Raw genomic sequence first — 16,431 nt, forward strand, 5'->3', positions numbered from 1 at the left:
CCAGCACGGGCAGGGGAAAGTCCCACCCGACGGGGCAGTGTAACCAGGCGGCAGACCCGCCTGCCTGTTTAGCAGGAGCGAGCAACGTCTATCGACGGTTTCGGATAGTGCTCGGGGACTCCTGCGCTGCCAGGTACGGGAGAGAGCCCGCCGATTAGAGGACCCGTCCCTCGTGATCATCGACACCCAGTCCGTCCGCGCGGCCGCCGGTGTCCCGAAGACCACGACGGGGCTGGACGCTGACAAGAAGGTGTCGGGCCGCAAGCGGGGCCTGGCCGTGGATGTGATGGGGCTGATCATCGGGGTGGTCGTGCTGGCCGCATCCGTGCACGACAACACCGCCGGCACCGTCTTGCTCGACCAGGCCGCCGAGCGGTGCGGCATGCGCCTGGAGAAGGCCCTGGTGGACCGGGGCTTCAAGGACGAAGTCGTCATCCATGGCGCCCTGCTGGACATCGACGTCGAGGTCGTCCGCCGCAACCCGGCCGACCAGGGCAAAGGCTTCGTCCCGCAGCCGAAGCGGTGGGTGGTGGAACAAACGAACGGCACGCTGATGCTGCACCGGCGCCTCGCCCGTGAGTACGACCACCGGCCCGACACCTCCGCCTCACGCGTCTACTGGGCCTCCACCGCGAACATGACCCGCCGCCTCACCACACCGAGTCCGGCCTGGCGTGACTCCCTCGGACTGGCCGCGTGAACATCACCGAACTCCTCACCTGTCTCCAGATCCAGCACGACGAGGCCGCCGCCCAAGCCGGGGACTTACGCAGCCAGATCGAACACCTCACTGCCGCCCTGGCCGAGGCCCGACTCGCGGAGCTGGCCACCGCCCGAAAGGTCATCTCGGAGGCCGCACCAGCAGGAATTGAACCGGCCCCGCCCGAGACGAGCACCGCCTACCAGGCCATCGTGAACGCCTTCAACCAGCACCCCGGCCGGGCATTCAGGGCCCGTGAGCTGCACGAACTCCTCGGCATGCCCACCGACGAAGCGACCGTCAACATCACCCGCAGCCGCCTCGGACGCCTCACCCGCCAAGGCTTCCTCACCCAGCCCGGACGAGGCCGCTACCAGAAACGGACTTAACGTCCACTCAGGCGCAACTTGGCGCGGTTCGGGCTCGAGGGCTGGAAGGCCGCGCGGCGGCACGGTCATCGATGCCGTGCCGCCGCGTGACTCGCCCCAGCGCCACCCGCCACGCCGCACCAAATGTGCCCGGATCGAGCTGATCTACATCGTCGGCGCGGGAATGTCCTGGAAGCAGGTGGTGACTCGTCCCCGGTGGGGTTGGGAAGCGAGCCCTTCGCGGGTGCCCTCCGGAAGCTACTGCCGGGGGACTCACGCGTAGTGACGCGCTGGAACGGATGGATGCTGACGGGGAACCAGGGCAGGCGTATGAGGGTGCCCCTGTCCGCTGTCTTTCTCGGTGATTGCCTTGACCTCATCCGTCCATCCCCGTCCGCAGTCCGCATCGGCGTCGGCCGATGAGGTGGCGGAAGAGCTGGAACGATTGCGGGTGGAGAACCGGCAGCTGCAGCAGGCCCTCGCCTCGCACGCCGTCGTCGACCAGGCCATCGGCGTCCTGACCGTCCTGGGACAGATGCCCCCGTGTGACGGCTTCACGGTGCTGCGGGAGGTCTCCCAGCACACCAACCTCAAGCTGACCCACGTCGCTGAACAGGTCCTCAAACACGGTCAGGGCGCAGCGCTGCCCGATGTCCTTCTCGGGGAGCTGCACGCAGCGCTGGCCCGCCACGCCGCCTCACGCCCCGTCTGACTGGGAGCGGCCCGCGTCGTCCTACAGAGGCCGGTGTCCGGCGATGGGGCCGCCGGGGTCGTCCAGGAGGGCGATGCGGGCGGTGATGCCTTTGCCGACCGGCTCCCGCTGCGCTTCGAAGCCCTGGGCGACGGCCATGACGATCTCCAGGCCGTGCTGGCCCACCCGGCCGGCGTCGGTGGCCCGGGCCACCGGCAGTACCGGATCGCAGTCCCACACCACCACCTCGACCGCGTCGCTGACGATGCGCAGGTCCATCAGCACCGGGCCCGGCGCGTACTTGCGGGCATTGGTGACCAGCTCGCTGACCACCAGCTGGGTGAGGTCCATGGCGCGCTGCGAGACCGGCAGGCCGTGCTCGACCTGGACGCGCATGAGGAAGCCGGCGGCGATGTGGCGGGCCCGTGCGATGCACACACCGTCGCCCTCCAGGGCCACTGTGGTCTGTATGGCCTGCTCATCCGGTACCGCGCGGCCACCGTGCCGGGTCCGCGGATCGCGGAAGCCGATCACGGTCAACCAGCCGCACCGGACTGTCACGTAGGACCGTGACGGCGGCCCCCGCTGAATGTCCTGGGTCAAGGGCGCGGGAAGAGAAACGGCGCTCGGGTAACGGAGAAGGTACTCGGGAGGGTGAGCATTGGAGTTCCAGAGCCATATTCAGGTTGACCTGCCCGTACGGGCGCACATGAGACCAGAACAGCGGCGTCAGGCCGCGCGGGTCGGCGGGGGTGAGCAGATCTGCCCACTCAGGTCGCCGCAAGCGCACCCGGCCCTACCGGCCGCAGACCAACAGCGAAGTCGAACGCGTCACCGCACCCTGCTGGACGAGTGGGCCTATGCCTGTCCCTACCGCTCAGAAGCCGAACGACGCGACGCGTTCCCCGGCTGGCTGCACACCTACAATCACCACCGCGGGCACACCGCGCTGAAAGGCCAACCACCCGCCAGCCGCGTCCCCAACCTCTCAGGGCAATACACCTAGCGCACGACGGAGCCGGCCGGAAGCCCGGCGGCACCGCAGCGTGCGGGTCAGCGGAGCTGCGCGAGATCGATGGCATTCGCCATGGCCTGGTCGCCCGCGGAGTTCGGGTGCAGGTGGTCTCCGCTGTCGTAGGCAGGTCGGAGCTTCAGCGGGTCGGACGGGTCGGCCATCGTCTTGGCGAAGTCGATGGTGCCGTCGAAGGCATGACTGGTGAGGATCCAGTGGTTGACCTTCTGGCGGATCGCGTCGCCGGCGGCGGTGTAGTAGGGGCCGCCCTTGGTGTTGGTGTAGGCGGCGTCCTTGTAGGGGAGGAGGGTGCCGCCGTAGATGCGGACGTGGGCGGCGTGCGCCTTGGCGATCAGGGCGCGGTAGCCGTCGATCAGGTCCCGGGCCGTGAGTGCCTTGCCGTCGGGGCCGGCGTTGTTGCCGATGTCGTTGATGCCTTCGAGCAGGATCACGCTGCGGACCCGGGGTTCGCCGAGGGCGTCGTGGGTGAAGCGGTCGAGTCCGCTGACGCCGAGTTCGGGCTCGGCGGCCGGTGCGTCGGTCAGGAGCCGGTTGCCGCTGATACCTGCGTCCACCACGCCCAGGCGGCTGCCACCCGGCTGCGCGGCGAGGCGGCGGGCGAGGTCGTCCGGCCAGCGGGTGTCGGTACCCGGTGAAGAGCCGAATCCGTCGGTGATGGAGTCGCCGAAGGCGACCAGGGTGCCGCGTGCGCGGGGATTGAGAACGTCCAGGCCGTCCAGGAAATACCAGGAGCTGGTGGTCCTGGGGTAGTTCGCGGTGCCGGTGTCCGCAGTCCGGTCGCCCCTCCTGGAGACGTAGCTGGTGTCCCGGGCGAGGGAGTGGAAGGTGGCGGGGCCGGTCGTCTTCGGGAGGTAGACGCTGACCAGCAGATCCTCGTCGGCGGCGGTGGTGAAGTCGACGGCGTCACTGCGGAGTTCGCCCCCCGCCGGGATCACCGCTCCGGCGGCGCCGTGGAATGTGACCTTGTGTCGCGTGCGGGCGGCGACGCTCCCGCCCGAGGTGCGTACGGCGACGTTCACGGCGCCGATCACCAGCGGTGCGCTGCCGTACTTGTTGCTCAGCCGCAGCCGCACCTGCTGCCCCTCGGCGTTGGTATGCACCACCATCCGCACCGTCTGGTCGGAGAAACTCGGCCCGCCGGCCGTCATGCCGGCTTCCCAACCGCCGGTCCACGGCTGCCCTGCGACGTCGGCCGCCGCCGTCCCGGAAGCGGCGAGTATCCCGGCCACCAGCAGTGTCAACGTGACCCTGCGGGTGCGTCGCATGCCGAATTTCATCTTCATCCACTCCACCGATAAAGTCGCTGCAGGCGCTCACCCAGCCGTCGTAGACGCCGCCGTACGGGAAGACGCGCTGTTACGCCGTCCACCCTTGCACGGCAGCTGAGCGATGTGAGGGGGGAGAAATCTTCCCCGTTTGCTTTCTTCCGAGGGGGTATGGGTCTCCTCCTTGACGCGCGCCGCCGTGGACTTGGCGGTGGATCACGGGCCGGTGAGTAGAGGGCGCAGCACCACTCGCGTCTCTGCGTCCTCACCCACGACGCCAAGTCCACCAACGGGGCGATTGAACTGCCTCTGTCTCTGCACACCGGCCCCATCCACCGTGCCACTGCCGGGATACTGCCGGGCGCAAGCACCTTGATCGAATGATTCCGTAACACGTACGCTGACGGCCGTTACTGTGTGTGGCGCAGGGTGAACAGCCCGCTGAACGCGGTTCGTTCGGCTTGCCTGCGGATGCGGGGGTGCAGCTTGGACAACTCCATGCCGGTGGCAGCTGGTGTCTGACCTGCAAGGTCGCCTACCTTGACATGCCCTCGCACGCGCTGGCCAGTCTTTCCGCGATCTTTCCTGTCTGCCCGGGCGAACTGCCCCCTCACCGCCTCGGACAAGCGTCGAAGGATGACCGGATCAACCTCGCCGCGGCTCCACAGATGGCTCGATACGCGGTGCCGGGAGCCGCCTGGGCCCGTGCCAGAATGATCCGCATGATCCCGCACACGTCCCCGACGAACCGCGGCTGACCTACGCCGACAGCTACGACATACCGGCCTTGTTCCGTAATGGGCCCGCGAAGAAGTCCCTGCGTCAGTGGCGGACGGCCAAGCACGAGGCGTGGACCTGATCGGACGGATTCCCAGCCGCCGACGGCTGGTACGTGCCGACCACCACGTGGCGGGGGATCATCAAGGCCGCCGAAGTCGGGCGCGACGTCACCCCGCACCTGCAGAATCAGCCGCGCTACGCACACGGGGAACTCGTCGCCCGGATCTCCCCGCTAAACACCGCGCCCTTGCCGGTCCAGGGCCGCACCCTCTCCGTCCGGCACAACGACGTAGCTCAGCGCTCCTGCCCCTGGCGTTGGGCATCGGCTCCGGAGAGCGCGGCGTCGCAGGGGGCTGAAGTCATCGGCGTCGGTGGCCGGTGGTGATCCATTATTTAAAGTGCAGGCCCCACGCATTTCTCGGCGACGTTAACACCTGACCTCGGAAGGGCAATCGCTGGCCCGGAGAGTCGTATCCAGGGGAAAGTTTCCTCCCCCCTTCACGAGTGGACACCATCTCGACCGCGGCGAAAAATGGCTGAGGGCCGTCTGTCGGCGGGCCGAGGCCGAGAAAGGGGCAGGCGCCATGGTCAAAACTGTTTCGTTCAGGAACAAGGCAGTGGAAATCGCGGGACATCTCCATCTGCCGAAAAACTTCAGCGAAGACAAGAAGTATCCGGCGCTCGTCGGAATTCATCCGGCGGGCGGCGTAAAGGAACAGACCATCGGCCAGTACGCCGAGAGGCTCGCTGAGCACGGGTTCGTCACCGTCGTCTACGACTCCTCCTATCAGGGTGCGAGCGGCGGCGAACCCCGCCTGCTGGAAGACCCGACGACCCGGGTGGAAGACGCTCGCTGTGCGGCCGACTTCCTCACCACGCTTCCCTACGTCGACTCCGAGCGAATGGGTGTCTTCGGGATCTGCGCCGGCGGCGGCTACGCCATCAGCGTGGCCCAGACCGAGCGTCGCTTCAAGGCGGTGGCCACGGTCAGCGCAGCTCCCATGGGTGAGGGTTCCAGGGGCTTTCTGGGGCATCTGTCCCCGGTTGCCGAGCAGATCGGAACGCTGGAGATGGTCGCCAACCAGCGCACGGCCGAAGCGCGAGGAGCGGAACCCCTCTACGCCCCGTTCGTCCCTGAGACGCTGGACGAGATCGACGAGAACACGCCGGATCTCCTGCGCGAGGGGTACGACTACTACCGGACGCCGCGAGGTCAGCATCCCAATTCGAAGGGCCGTTTCCTGCTGACCAGCATGGACAAGATGTTCGCTTTCTCGGCGTTCGACCAGATCCCGGAACTGCTGACCCAGCCGATGCTCCTCATTGCCGGGAGCAAGGCGGACACCAAGGTGTTCAGCGACCAGGCCTACGAGCTTTCCAAGGGGCCGAAGGAGTTGTTCGTCGTCGACGGCGCAACTCATATCGCCTTGTACGACGTGCCCGAGTACGTGAACCAGGCGATCCCCAAGATGGTGGAGTTCTTCGCCGTTCTCTAGCAGTCCGCAGCGCGAGCCGCTCTGCCTGGTACGGCCGTCGGGTCGGGGATCGCGTACCTGGGGAACGGTAGACAGGGGAAGATTTCCTACCCCTCACAGCGCGCTCTTCAGGTGCAATGCTCGGGCACATACCGAACAAGGACTTTCGAGGAGCCCGATCGCCATGTCCCATTCCAGCCGCACCACGACCGCCATTGCCTTTCATTCGGGCTACGGCCACACGGCCGTCGTCGCCGAAGCCGTGGCGCGTGGCGCGGCGGGAGCCGGCGCCGACGTGGTCCTGATCCCCGTCGACACCATCACCGACGAGCAGTGGGCGCAGCTGGACGCCGCTGACGCGATCATCTTCGGTGCCCCCACCTACATGGGCACCGCATCTGCCGCGTTCCACGCGTTCGCAGAGGCCAGCAGCAAGCGCTGGTTCTCCCAAGCCTGGGTGGACAAGCTCGCCGCGGGCTTCACCAACTCCGGTGCCAAGAACGGCGACAAGTCGTCGACCCTCGGCTACTTCTCCACCATGGCCGCCCAGCACGGTATGCACTGGGTCAGCCTGGGCCTGATGCCGGGCTGGGATTCCACCAAGGGCAGCGAGGACGACATCAACCGGCTGGGCTTCTTCATGGGCGCCGGCGCCCAGAGCCCGACCGACGCCGGTCCGGAAGCGGTCCACAAGTCGGACATCGCCACCGCCGAGCACCTGGGTGCGCGCGTCGCGCGCCAGGCCGCGATCTTCCGCGCCGGGCGGGCCGCCCTCGCCGCCTGATCACACCACCTTCTTTCCCCGTATCCGAACCCCCCGCAAGGAGCAACCATGTCCGACTCCCCGAGCCTCGCCCTCATCCGCCGGGTCTACGAATCCGGAATGGCGCCCGAAGTCACCAGTGAGGTCATGGCCCCGGACCTCATCTGGGACATCACCCCCGGCTTCCCGTACAGCGGCGTCTACCACGGCTGGGACAACGCGGCGAAGGACTTCTTCGGCAACATGATGCCGAACTACGAGTCCTTCGGCGCGGTGCCCGAGGAGTTCTACGCGGACGACGAGGGCCATGTCTTCGTGTTCGGGCACTACCACGCCGAGACCAAGACCGGGAACAAGGCCGACATCCGGTTCATCCACCTGTGGACCGTCCGTGACGGCAAGGCCGTCAGCATGCGGCAGGCCGCCGACAGCCACATCCTCCAGGAAGCCCTCAAGGGCTGAGACCCCCCAAGGAGACCCACCCATGGCGAAGATCCTTTTCGTGATCACCGCTTCCGACCACTGGACGCTGGCCGACGGAACCCGGCAGCCGGCCGGCTTCTGGGCCGAGGAGGCCATCGGCCCGTACCAGGTCTTCAAGGAGGCCGGATACGAGATCGCGGCGGCGACGCCGGGCGGTGTGCCGCCCACGGCGGACGCGCTCAGCCTCACCGCGGACTTCAACGGCGGCGAGGAAGGCGCCGAGCGCATGCGCACCGCGCTGCGCGAGGCGACCGAGCTGGCGCACCCCATGCGCATCGAGGACGTGAACATCGACGACTACGTAGCCGTCTTCTACCCCGGCGGCTGGGGCCCGATGGAGGACCTTCCCGACAACGCCGCCTCCGGCAAGCTGCTCACCGAGTGGCTCGCCTCGGGCAAGGTGGTGTCCCTGGTGTGCCACGGACCCGCGGCGCTGCTCGCCACCATCGGCCCGGACGGGACGTCCCCGTTCTCCGGCTACCGCCTGACCGGCCTCTCCAACGCCGAGGAGAAGCTGAACGGTCTCGCGGACCGCGCGAAGTGGCTGTTGCAGGACCGCCTCGTGGGCGAGCTCGGCGTGGACTACCGCGAGACCGAGCCGTTCGCCCCGCACGTCGAGGTGGACCGCACCCTGATCACCGGCCAGAACCCCGGCTCGGCGGTCCCGCTGGCCCAGGAAGTGCTCAAGGCGCTGAGCTGACGACCGCGCTGTGTGTCCTCTCGGCGGCCCGGGTACGCACCCCGGGCCGCCGCGTCCTGTTCTTCCGCTGGTTGCCATACGGCCGGAGTCGGTAGCATTTGCACGTGCGGGTGATGTCCAACATGGGCAGAATCCTTCCCCCTCACAGCGCCGGGCATTTGTGCGAGGCTGCGCATCATGAACCGCAACCCTCATCTGAACGAGTTGGGTGAGTTTCTCAAGGCCCGTCGTGGCGAGCTGAGCCCCACCGAGGTCGGTCTGCGCGGTGGGCAGCGGCGCCGGGTGAGCGGTCTGCGCCGTGAGGAGGTGGCCCTTCTCGCCGCGATCAGTACCGAGTACTACACGCGGATCGAGCAGGGCCGGCTGCAAGCGTCCGCTCCCCTGCTCGACGAGATCGCCCAGGCGCTCCGGCTGAACGACGACCAGCGCACCTACCTCTTCGACCTCGCGGCGAAGCAGACGGCGCGTCCGTCCGCCTCGGGGGATCGTCAACAGGTGGACACGCAGTTGCAGCGCATGCTGGACGATCTCACCGCCTCCCCGGCCTTCGTCATCGGCCGGCGCACCGACATCCTGGGCTGGAACCGGCTCGCCGCCGCCCTGTGGACCGATTTCGGGCGCTACCCGGAGGAGGAGCGCGTGTTCCTCCGGCTGTTGATCACCGAACCCTGGATGCGCACGCTGTACGCCGACTGGGAAGAGGTCACCCGGCTGGCCATCGCGCAGTTGCGCATGGAGAGCGCCCGCTACCCCGGCGAACCGCGGCTCGCCGCTCTGGTCGAGGAGCTTTCCGCCCGCGACGCACAGTTCCGGCAGTGGTGGACCGCGCATGACGTCGCGATGCGCGGCAAGGGCGTCAAGAAACTTCGGCACCCGGTGGTGGGCGAGCTGACGCTGGACTGGAACACGCTCACCTGCGGCACGGACCCCGACCAGCACATCATCGTGTGGAACGCCGAACCCGGCTCCCCGTCCGACGTCGGGCTGCGCCTCCTGGCCTCCTGGGCCGCGGACCAGGAGCCGACCACGTCGAACACCGCCACGTGAGCCTGTCCCCCGTGCCACGCCGCCTCGGCGGCCGGCAACCGACCAACCGTGTGAACCGCCGGCTCCGCCACCGGGACATCTCGCGTAGTCGAGTCCCGGGGCGGAGCCTCGTCGTATCAGCTCACGGTGTAGGTGTACGGGATTCCGGTGAGCTCGGATCCGATGAGCTCCGATCCGAGGAAGTTCGGGAAGCCGGTGTGCGTGTCGACGTACAGCGTTCCGCGCACCACGGTTCCGACGGGTGCGGTCGGTGTCAGGGTGATGGTCATCGTTGCGGTTGTGCCCGGGGCGACGGACACGGGTTTCCAGTCGGGGCCGTTGTCCCAGGGGTCACCGGTCGACGCCTTCGCCGAGCTGTCGATCGTCTGGGTCGTGGCGTCGAGCGAGACGTGCGCCGTGTCCTCGTCCGCCGGTCGGCCGGTGAACGGGGCGCTGACCTCGGTGACCCAGGCGCCGGCAGCCAGTTGGTCGGCGGTGGTCGTGGCGGCCGTGGTGTTGCTGAGACCGCCCTGCGTGTACACCTCGGGCGACCAGGTCAGAGGGAACACGCCCACGTCCACCGGGCGGTCGGCGGTGGCCGTGGCGACGAGCCTGGTGGTGTGCGTGGGCACGATCCAGGCCAGGCCGCCGCCGTTGATCGGGGCCGTTCCTCCAGTCGGCTCACCCAGCTCTGGGACGGGGACCTCGCTCATCGTGTCCAGCCGGGGGTCGAGGAAGAGGGACTGTTGTGCGGGGCCGGGGTTGGGGACCTTCACGGAGACGGTGAGGTGGCTGCCCCGCCTGATCGTCCGAGTGGGGCTGTTGGGCAGCCCCGGCGCGCTCGCGGTGATGGCTTCGAAGTGGACCTTGCCGGTGACCTGCTGGCTGAATTCCCTGCCGCTGACCGCGTCGGGCAGCTGCACGACGAGTGTCCAGCGTCCGGCGGCGGGGCGGTTGGCGGTGAGGCCGGCGTACGCGGTCGGGACGCTGTTCTCGTCGGCGGTCCGGTCGGTGTCCTTGGCGAGGACCTGGCCGTCGGGGCTGATGAGATAGTACAGCAGCTGTGTGGCGGAGTCCTCGGCGGTGAGGTCGATGGTCAGGTTCTTCCGCCCGGGCGGCACGTCGAGGTAGTAGCTGTTCGTCTGGCCCACGTCCCGGCCGACGCCACCGGTGATGGTGACGGCGAAGGAGGTGCTGTGGCCGGGTGCCGGATCGGTCGGGATCAGTGACCGGCATGCGACCGGCAGTGACAGGTGTGTGCCCGTGTCCGAGGCGAACTGGAGCGAGAAGGGCGCGTCACCGGCCTTCTGGGGCATCGGGACCTTCACGGGGAACGTCGCGGTGGCGCCGGCCGGTATCACCCTGGTCTGCCCGGGTACCCCTGCGGAGGCGTAACGGTGGCCGGTGAGACGGATCTTGACGGGGCCTCGGTAGCTGCCGGGTTCCGACGGCGGGTTCTGCAGGTAGAGTCGGCCGTTGTTCCAGAGCACCTTGACCGTCCAGGTGCCGGGACGCGGGTCGTGAACGTCGACGTGCTGGTAGTTGGTGTGCCGTCCGTAGCCGTCATAGTCGTAACTGAGCTGCGTCAGCCGGCCGGCCGGATCGACCAGGGCGAGGGCGAGCTTGCCGGAGTCCGACGTGCCGGGCCACACCATCTCCGCGTCCAGCAGCGGTGTGCCGCCCGGCACCCTGAACGTGAACGGCTTGGCGGCGAGCCGCCCTTCCCGATCGTCACCAGCGAGCGGGGCGCCCACGGTGGCTGTGTGCTGGGTGCGGAAAATCCGGCTGCCCATGGTGCGGGAGGTCATGGTGACCCGCTGCGGCCGGTCGGCGGTGTTGGTGAGGGCGACATCGGCGTGCTGGGTGCTGCCCGGTCGCCCGATGACGCCGAGCTGGCCGGCGGAGGGAACCAAGCCCGTGCTCTGCGCTCGGCCACCGGGGTGTCCGATGGCGCGCGCGGCTTGGACGGCGGCGTCGGTGTTCACCAGCCCGGCACCCTGCTCGTCGGCGGGTGTGCGCAGGTCGGTGGCCGTGCCGGTCAGGATCCGCTTGACCAGGTCGGGTGCGGGCCGGGTCCCGCCGTGGGTTTCCTTGTACTCCTGGATGACGTCGGCCGCCGCGCCCGCGACGAACGGCGCCGACTGGCTGCTTCCGCCGAACACCTGCGTCGGAAGTGTGCACCCCTTCCAGTGCGGGTCGACGGTGCAGGCGGCCATGCCGACCATGCCCGGCGCCACCAGGTCGACGACCTTGTCGCCCTGCGTCGTACCGCCGGAGGACAGCGCGGAGACGTTGTCGCTCGCCCACCGCGGATAGCCGTAGGCCTGCGCCGCCAGCCGGAACGACGTACTGGCGCCGACGCCGATCACCGCCGGGTCGCTGGCTGGCGCGCCGACGGTGCCCGATGTTCCCGAGTCGCCGCTGGCGGCCACCACCGTCACTCCGGCGGCCACGGCCGCCTGGTCCGCCAGCCGGATCGGGTTGGTCGCCGCGTCGGGGTAGAGGTAGCTCATGAACGACTGGCTGAGGACGTCCGCATGGTGCTCTACCGCGTACTGGATGCCCCGCACCAGACTGGAGATGGAGCCGCCGCCGTTCTCCCCGTAGGCCTTGATGCTCATCAACTCCGCGCCGGGCGCGAGGCCCCGGATGCGGAAGGTGCATCCCTTGGGCAGCTGGGCATGGGGCAGTTGCGTGGACAGGTCGTACGTACGGCTGCCCTGGGCCGCGATGGCGCTGGCGTCACCGAACGCCTCGCCGCCGTCGCTGTGGTCGTTCGTGCCGTCGCCGCTGAAATCCTGGTAGTCGGTGATGACATGGCTGCCGTCGGGACGGATGAACTCCGGGTTGTTCACATCGATTCCGTCGGCGAAGAAGGCGATTTTCACACCTCTGCCCGTCGCCGTCCGCTGGGCTGCGTCCGTCTTCGTCAGGTGCAGCGCCTCGGGTTCCGCCAGCGGCTTGGCCGGGTCCCTGGGGCAGTTCGTGGCGTCCGTGGTCCCGGCAGCGGCGGTGACGGCCGTCCTGGCGGCGGTGTCCGCGGAGGGCAGCCGGATCGGCAAGTCCGGTACCACAGCCGCCACTTGCGGGTCGTTGCGCATCCGGCCCAGCACGGTGGGATTCACCGTGGCCGCGATGGCGTTGACGAGACTCAGCCCGCTGACATGGGTGGCACCGCCGCGCTTCAGCTGCTCCACGAGCGGTGCCTGATCGTCGGTCACCGCCCGGCGGCGTTGGACGGACCTGGTGTGCATCGGCAGACCGACGCGCTGGTCGCGCAGCACGACGATGACACGTTGCGAGCTACTCTCAGCGGGCCTCCCGATCATCGCCGACGCCGCCGCAGCGGCGGCGGGCGGCGTCACCGGCACGGCCAACGAGAAGGCGCTCACGAGGATCGTGCCTCTGAGCGCCCCTCCTATTCTGATGTTCATTCAGTTCTCCGCCAGTGTGGGGTGCGGCACGGCCTGGGGCCGTAAGTCGAGGTGCATTCAATCCTGGGCCTGCCCATGACGTCTCTCGCCGGCGCCGCTTTTATGGGGGGAGGAATTCGTCCCCCTATGGCCGCATCCCAGCCAAGAACCTTCCCCTTTTACGGGCGCACGCGAGGCGGAAAGGTCGGGAATCTCAACGACCGCAGGCACCGAGCAATGGGGTGATTCGAATGAAGGCCGTAGGTTTCAGGGAATTCGGTGGGCCGGAGGTCCTTCAGGTTCTGGAGCTGCCAGCCCCCGATGCCGGTCCGGGCGAGGTGCGCATCCGGGTGCACGCCGCGACCGTCAACGCGGTCGACGCCCTGCAGCGTGGCGGGCCTTCCGGAGCACCGGACGCTCAGCCGCCGTTCGTTGTCGGCATGGAGGCGGCGGGCGTCGTGGACCAGATAGGCGCGGGCACCGACACGGACCTCAGGGTCGGCGACCGCGTGATGGCGATCGTGCTCCCCAACGGCTCGCATGGCGCGTACGCCGAGCAGGTCGTCGTACCGGCGGAGTCGGTCGTCCGCGCTCCTGACAGCGCGAGCCATGTGCAGGCGGCGGCCCTTCCGATGAACGGCCTGACCGCGCGTCTGGCCCTGGACACGCTCGACCTGGAGCCCGGCCAAACCGTCGCGATCACCGGATCGGCGGGCGCGGTGGGTGGATACGCCGTCCAGCTGGCCAAGGCGGACAGACTGCGGGTGGTGGCCGACGCCTCGGAGCAGGACGAGGCCCTGATCAAGGAACTGGGTGCCGACGTCGTACTGCGGCGCGGCGCCGAATACTCGGACCGGGTGCGTGCGGAGATCCCCGGGGGCGTCGACGGACTCGTCGACGGCGCGTCGCTCGGCGCTCTCACCGCTCGGGCGGTCCGCGACGGCGGCCGGGTGGTGACCCTGCGCGGTTACGACGGCCCGGGCGAGCGAGACATCGTCTTCGAGCCGATCGTCGTATTCCGGTACGCCCGGGAGCACGCCAAGCTCGACGGGCTCCGGCAGCTGGCGAAGGAGGGCCTCATCACGCCCCGGGTCGCCAGGACCTTCCCGGCGGAACAGGCCGTCGAGGCGCACCGGCTCCTCGCTGCGGGCGGCGTACGAGGACGGCTTGTCCTGACGTTCTGAACATCGGCTGAAGGAGCAGGGACGCGGACGGGGATGGCCGTCATCGAACGGTTTTCCGGTGCGGACCACTGGGCGACGCGGCTGAGGCGATTCGTTTCCCCGCAGGTCTCCTCTTATTGAAAAAGCTTCCACTCGCGGACGCTCACCCGGTTCCGGGGGTGAGGAGGATGGAGCGTGCGGGTGCCTGCCGACGGTACTCGCACGCTCCGGACACGCACTACGCGGCGAACGCGTTCACGCCGGTCAGTCCCGCCGACAGCTCCCACAGACGCGCTGCCTGCTCGGGGTCGATCGCCCAGTCCTTCACCCCGCGCATCTCACCGTCGGCGGGAGCGGGCTCGGCGACGTCGCAGTCCTCGAGGTAGAGACCGCCCAGGTCGGCCAGTTGAGGTGAGGTCGCCGCCCACACCTGCGTGGCCGCGCCCTGCTGCGGGGTCTTGAAGAACTCGGGGTTGCGCAGGTTGCCGACCTCGTCGAACCACCCGAACTCCGCCCTCTCCTCGTCGGGCACGTGCCGCAGGAGCGGCGTGATGATGACGCCGGGGTGCAGGGCGAAGGCGCGGACGCCGGAGTCCTTCGCGAGCCTGTCGAGGTGCACGGCGAAGAGCACGTTCGCGGTCTTGGCCTGCCCGTATGCCTGCCACTTGTCGTAGCCCTGCTCCCAGTGGAGGTCGTCCCAGCGGATGCCGGACATGTGGTGGCCGCCGGAGGAGATGGAGACGACACGTGCGCCGCCGGGTTCGAGGGCCGGCCACAGACGGTTGACGAGGGCGAAGTGGCCGAGGTGGTTGATCGCGAACTGGGCCTCCCAGCCGGGCCCGACCCGCGTTTCGGGGCAGGCCATGATCCCGGCGCTGTCGATGACGAAGTCGACGCTCCTGCCCGAGGCGAGGAAGCGCTCCGCGAAGCCGCGCACGCTCTCCAGGTCGCCGAGGTCCAGCTCGTCCACCTCGACGCCGGGGATCTCGCCCAGTGCCTCGCGCGCGCCCGCCGGCCGCCGCGCGGGGACGACGACGCGGGCACCGGCCCCGGTGAGCGCACGGGTGGTCTCCAGGCCGATGCCCGAGTAGCCGCCGGTGACGATCGCGAGCTTCCCGCGCAGGTCGATGCCCTGGAGGACATCCTCGGCGGTGCTCGTGGCGCCGAAACCGGAGCCGATCTTGTGCTGTGCAGTGGTCATGTCCAAAACGCTCCAAACTTGAACAGCGGAAAATACTGACGTTCGATGTCTGCGGCCCCCAACTGCCGCCGCCTGGCCAGGCCTTCAGCCGCTTCGCTCGCTGAGGAGCGGGCCGCGGCGGCCGAAGGCCCACACGAGGAGTGCGACGCAGCCGAGGCCGGCGCCGGTCAGGGAGACGGCCCTCCAGCCGCCGGTGGACCACAGGACGGAGGCGGTGGCGGAGCCGACCGCGCCGCCGATGAAGTTGCAGGTGACAAAGGCCGTGTTGAGGCGGCTTCGGGCCTGCGGGGCGACCGCGAACAGCCGTGTCTGGTTGAGGATGTTCACACCCTGTACGGCGATGTCGAGCAGCACGACGGCCACGATGATCCCCGCGACGGAACGGTCGGCGAACGCCGCGACGACGAAGGAGACCACGATCGCGGCCCATCCCCATCCGGTCGCCGGCAGGGACCGGCCCCGGTCGTGGAGCCGCCCCGCACGCTGGGCTGCCAGCGCCCCGGCCAGGCCGATGAGGCCGAACAGGCCGATGACGGAGACCGAGTAGGAGAACGGCTCCGCGCTGAGCAGAAAGGTCAGGGCGGTCCAGAACATGGTGAAGACGCCGAAGGCGATGGCGCCGAGGAACAGGGTCCAGCGCACCGCGCGCACCTGCCGGATCACGTGCCAGACCGAGAGAAGCAGCTGCGGGTAGGACAGGTGGGCCTTGGCGGGGAGCGGCGGGATCGCGCGGCGAAGTAGCAACGCGAAGACGACGGCGGCCGCTGCGGCGACGAAGTAGATGGTGCGCCATCCGGCGGCATCCGCGATGAGTCCGCTGATGGTGCGGGAGGTGAGGATGCCGATGAGCAGCCCGGAGACCACCGTCCCCACCACCTGCCCGCGGTTGGTGTCGTCGGCGAGGTCACCGGCGAGTGGGGTGAGCAGCTGGCCGCTGACCGTGGTCAGGCCCAGGAGGGTGACCGCGACCAGGAGCGCGCCGATGGACGGAGCGAGCGCGCAGGCGATGAGGGCGAGGGCCGAGCAGAGCATCATCCCGGGAATGAACCGGCGCCGGTCGAGAACATCGCCGAGTGGCACCAGAAGCAGGGCTCCGGCCGCGTAGCCGATCTGCGTGGCTGTCACGAGCCAGCCTGCCAGCGAGGTGGAGGCGTGCAGGTCGCGGGCGACGAGGTCGAGGAGTGGTTGTGCCCAGTAGAGGTTGGCGACCGCGGTGCCGCCGGCGATCGCGAACAGCAGAGTCAGGCCGCGGCTCATTCTGTCTTTGCCCGCTGCGGCGGGGACGCTCGCGGTGGGCGGCGTGGGGGTGTCGGGCGTAGCCATGGGTGGGTGTCCAGGTGAGTGGGGCAGCTGACGGCATCGCCAGGGTG

13 protein-coding genes and 2 pseudogenes are annotated in these 16,431 nt (G+C 69.0%); 10 read left to right on the forward strand and 5 right to left on the reverse strand.

Annotation, left to right across the window (positions count from 1 at the left end; translation table 11 throughout):
• Window positions 1-118: 118 nt before the first annotated feature.
• The 3 genes and pseudogenes from ACFYX4_RS14645 to ACFYX4_RS14655 form a co-directional block, all read left to right on the forward strand.
• Window positions 119-700 (forward strand): annotated as a pseudogene (locus tag ACFYX4_RS14645) (transposase); the annotation flags it as partial.
• Entirely contained in the window at window positions 697-1,089 is a 393-nt protein-coding gene (locus ACFYX4_RS14650) for a hypothetical protein (RefSeq protein WP_389331447.1), read from the forward strand. The pseudogene ACFYX4_RS14645 and the gene ACFYX4_RS14650, both read left to right, overlap by 4 nt.
• Window positions 1,090-1,492: 403 nt before the next feature.
• Window positions 1,493-1,780 (forward strand): ANTAR domain-containing protein, encoded by a 288-nt coding sequence (locus ACFYX4_RS14655; protein WP_389331449.1) that lies wholly within the window; start codon window positions 1,493-1,495, stop codon window positions 1,778-1,780.
• A 21-nt stretch (window positions 1,781-1,801) separates the two neighbouring features.
• Here the strand turns inward: ACFYX4_RS14655 and ACFYX4_RS14660 are convergent, their stop codons facing one another.
• The gene (locus ACFYX4_RS14660; protein WP_389331452.1) at window positions 1,802-2,197 is read right to left on the reverse strand and encodes an ATP-binding protein; all 396 of its coding nucleotides are present in this window, start codon (window positions 2,195-2,197) and stop codon (window positions 1,802-1,804) included.
• A 344-nt stretch (window positions 2,198-2,541) separates the two neighbouring features.
• Between ACFYX4_RS14660 and ACFYX4_RS14665 the strand changes: the two are divergent.
• Window positions 2,542-2,765 (forward strand): annotated as a pseudogene (locus ACFYX4_RS14665) (integrase core domain-containing protein); the annotation flags it as partial.
• Window positions 2,766-2,812: 47 nt separating this feature from the next.
• Here ACFYX4_RS14665 and ACFYX4_RS14670 read toward each other — a convergent pair.
• Entirely contained in the window at window positions 2,813-4,057 is a 1,245-nt protein-coding gene (locus ACFYX4_RS14670; RefSeq protein WP_389331455.1) for an SGNH/GDSL hydrolase family protein, read from the reverse strand.
• Between the two features lie 1,316 nt (window positions 4,058-5,373).
• Between ACFYX4_RS14670 and ACFYX4_RS14675 the strand changes: the two genes are divergently transcribed.
• From ACFYX4_RS14675 to ACFYX4_RS14695, 5 genes are all read left to right on the forward strand, one after another.
• Window positions 5,374-6,333, forward strand: coding sequence for an alpha/beta hydrolase (locus ACFYX4_RS14675; RefSeq protein ID WP_389331768.1), 960 nt, complete (start codon window positions 5,374-5,376; stop codon window positions 6,331-6,333).
• Window positions 6,334-6,496: 163 nt separating this feature from the next.
• Window positions 6,497-7,096: a flavodoxin family protein gene (locus tag ACFYX4_RS14680; protein ID WP_389331458.1), complete on the forward strand. Its 600-nt coding sequence runs from the start codon at window positions 6,497-6,499 to the stop codon at window positions 7,094-7,096.
• Between the two features lie 48 nt (window positions 7,097-7,144).
• Window positions 7,145-7,537 carry a nuclear transport factor 2 family protein gene (locus ACFYX4_RS14685; RefSeq protein ID WP_389331461.1) on the forward strand — a complete coding sequence of 131 codons (393 nt, stop codon included), beginning with the start codon at window positions 7,145-7,147 and terminating at the stop codon, window positions 7,535-7,537.
• A gap of 22 nt (window positions 7,538-7,559) precedes the next feature.
• A complete protein-coding gene (locus tag ACFYX4_RS14690) occupies window positions 7,560-8,258 on the forward strand; it encodes a type 1 glutamine amidotransferase domain-containing protein (protein ID WP_389331464.1) in 699 nt (232 codons plus the stop codon).
• Between the two features lie 177 nt (window positions 8,259-8,435).
• Entirely contained in the window at window positions 8,436-9,305 is an 870-nt protein-coding gene (locus ACFYX4_RS14695) for a helix-turn-helix domain-containing protein (protein WP_389331467.1), read from the forward strand.
• Window positions 9,306-9,421: 116 nt separating this feature from the next.
• On the opposite strand, the gene ACFYX4_RS14700 is transcribed toward ACFYX4_RS14695, so the two are convergent.
• Complete coding sequence (locus tag ACFYX4_RS14700; protein ID WP_389331470.1) at window positions 9,422-12,718, reverse strand: S8 family serine peptidase; 3,297 nt, start codon at window positions 12,716-12,718, stop codon at window positions 9,422-9,424.
• Between the two features lie 230 nt (window positions 12,719-12,948).
• Between ACFYX4_RS14700 and ACFYX4_RS14705 the strand changes: the two genes are divergently transcribed.
• Entirely contained in the window at window positions 12,949-13,881 is a 933-nt protein-coding gene (locus ACFYX4_RS14705; RefSeq protein WP_389331473.1) for an NADP-dependent oxidoreductase, read from the forward strand.
• Window positions 13,882-14,098: 217 nt separating this feature from the next.
• Here the strand turns inward: ACFYX4_RS14705 and ACFYX4_RS14710 are convergent, their stop codons facing one another.
• Window positions 14,099-15,061: an SDR family NAD(P)-dependent oxidoreductase gene (locus ACFYX4_RS14710; protein WP_389331476.1), complete on the reverse strand. Its 963-nt coding sequence runs from the start codon at window positions 15,059-15,061 to the stop codon at window positions 14,099-14,101.
• An 84-nt stretch (window positions 15,062-15,145) separates the two neighbouring features.
• Complete coding sequence (locus tag ACFYX4_RS14715) at window positions 15,146-16,384, reverse strand: MFS transporter (RefSeq protein WP_389331479.1); 1,239 nt, start codon at window positions 16,382-16,384, stop codon at window positions 15,146-15,148.
• Window positions 16,385-16,431 lie beyond the last annotated feature (47 nt).

Source organism: Streptomyces sp. NPDC002328 (assembly GCF_042890065.1).
GTDB lineage: Bacteria > Actinomycetota > Actinomycetes > Streptomycetales > Streptomycetaceae > Streptomyces.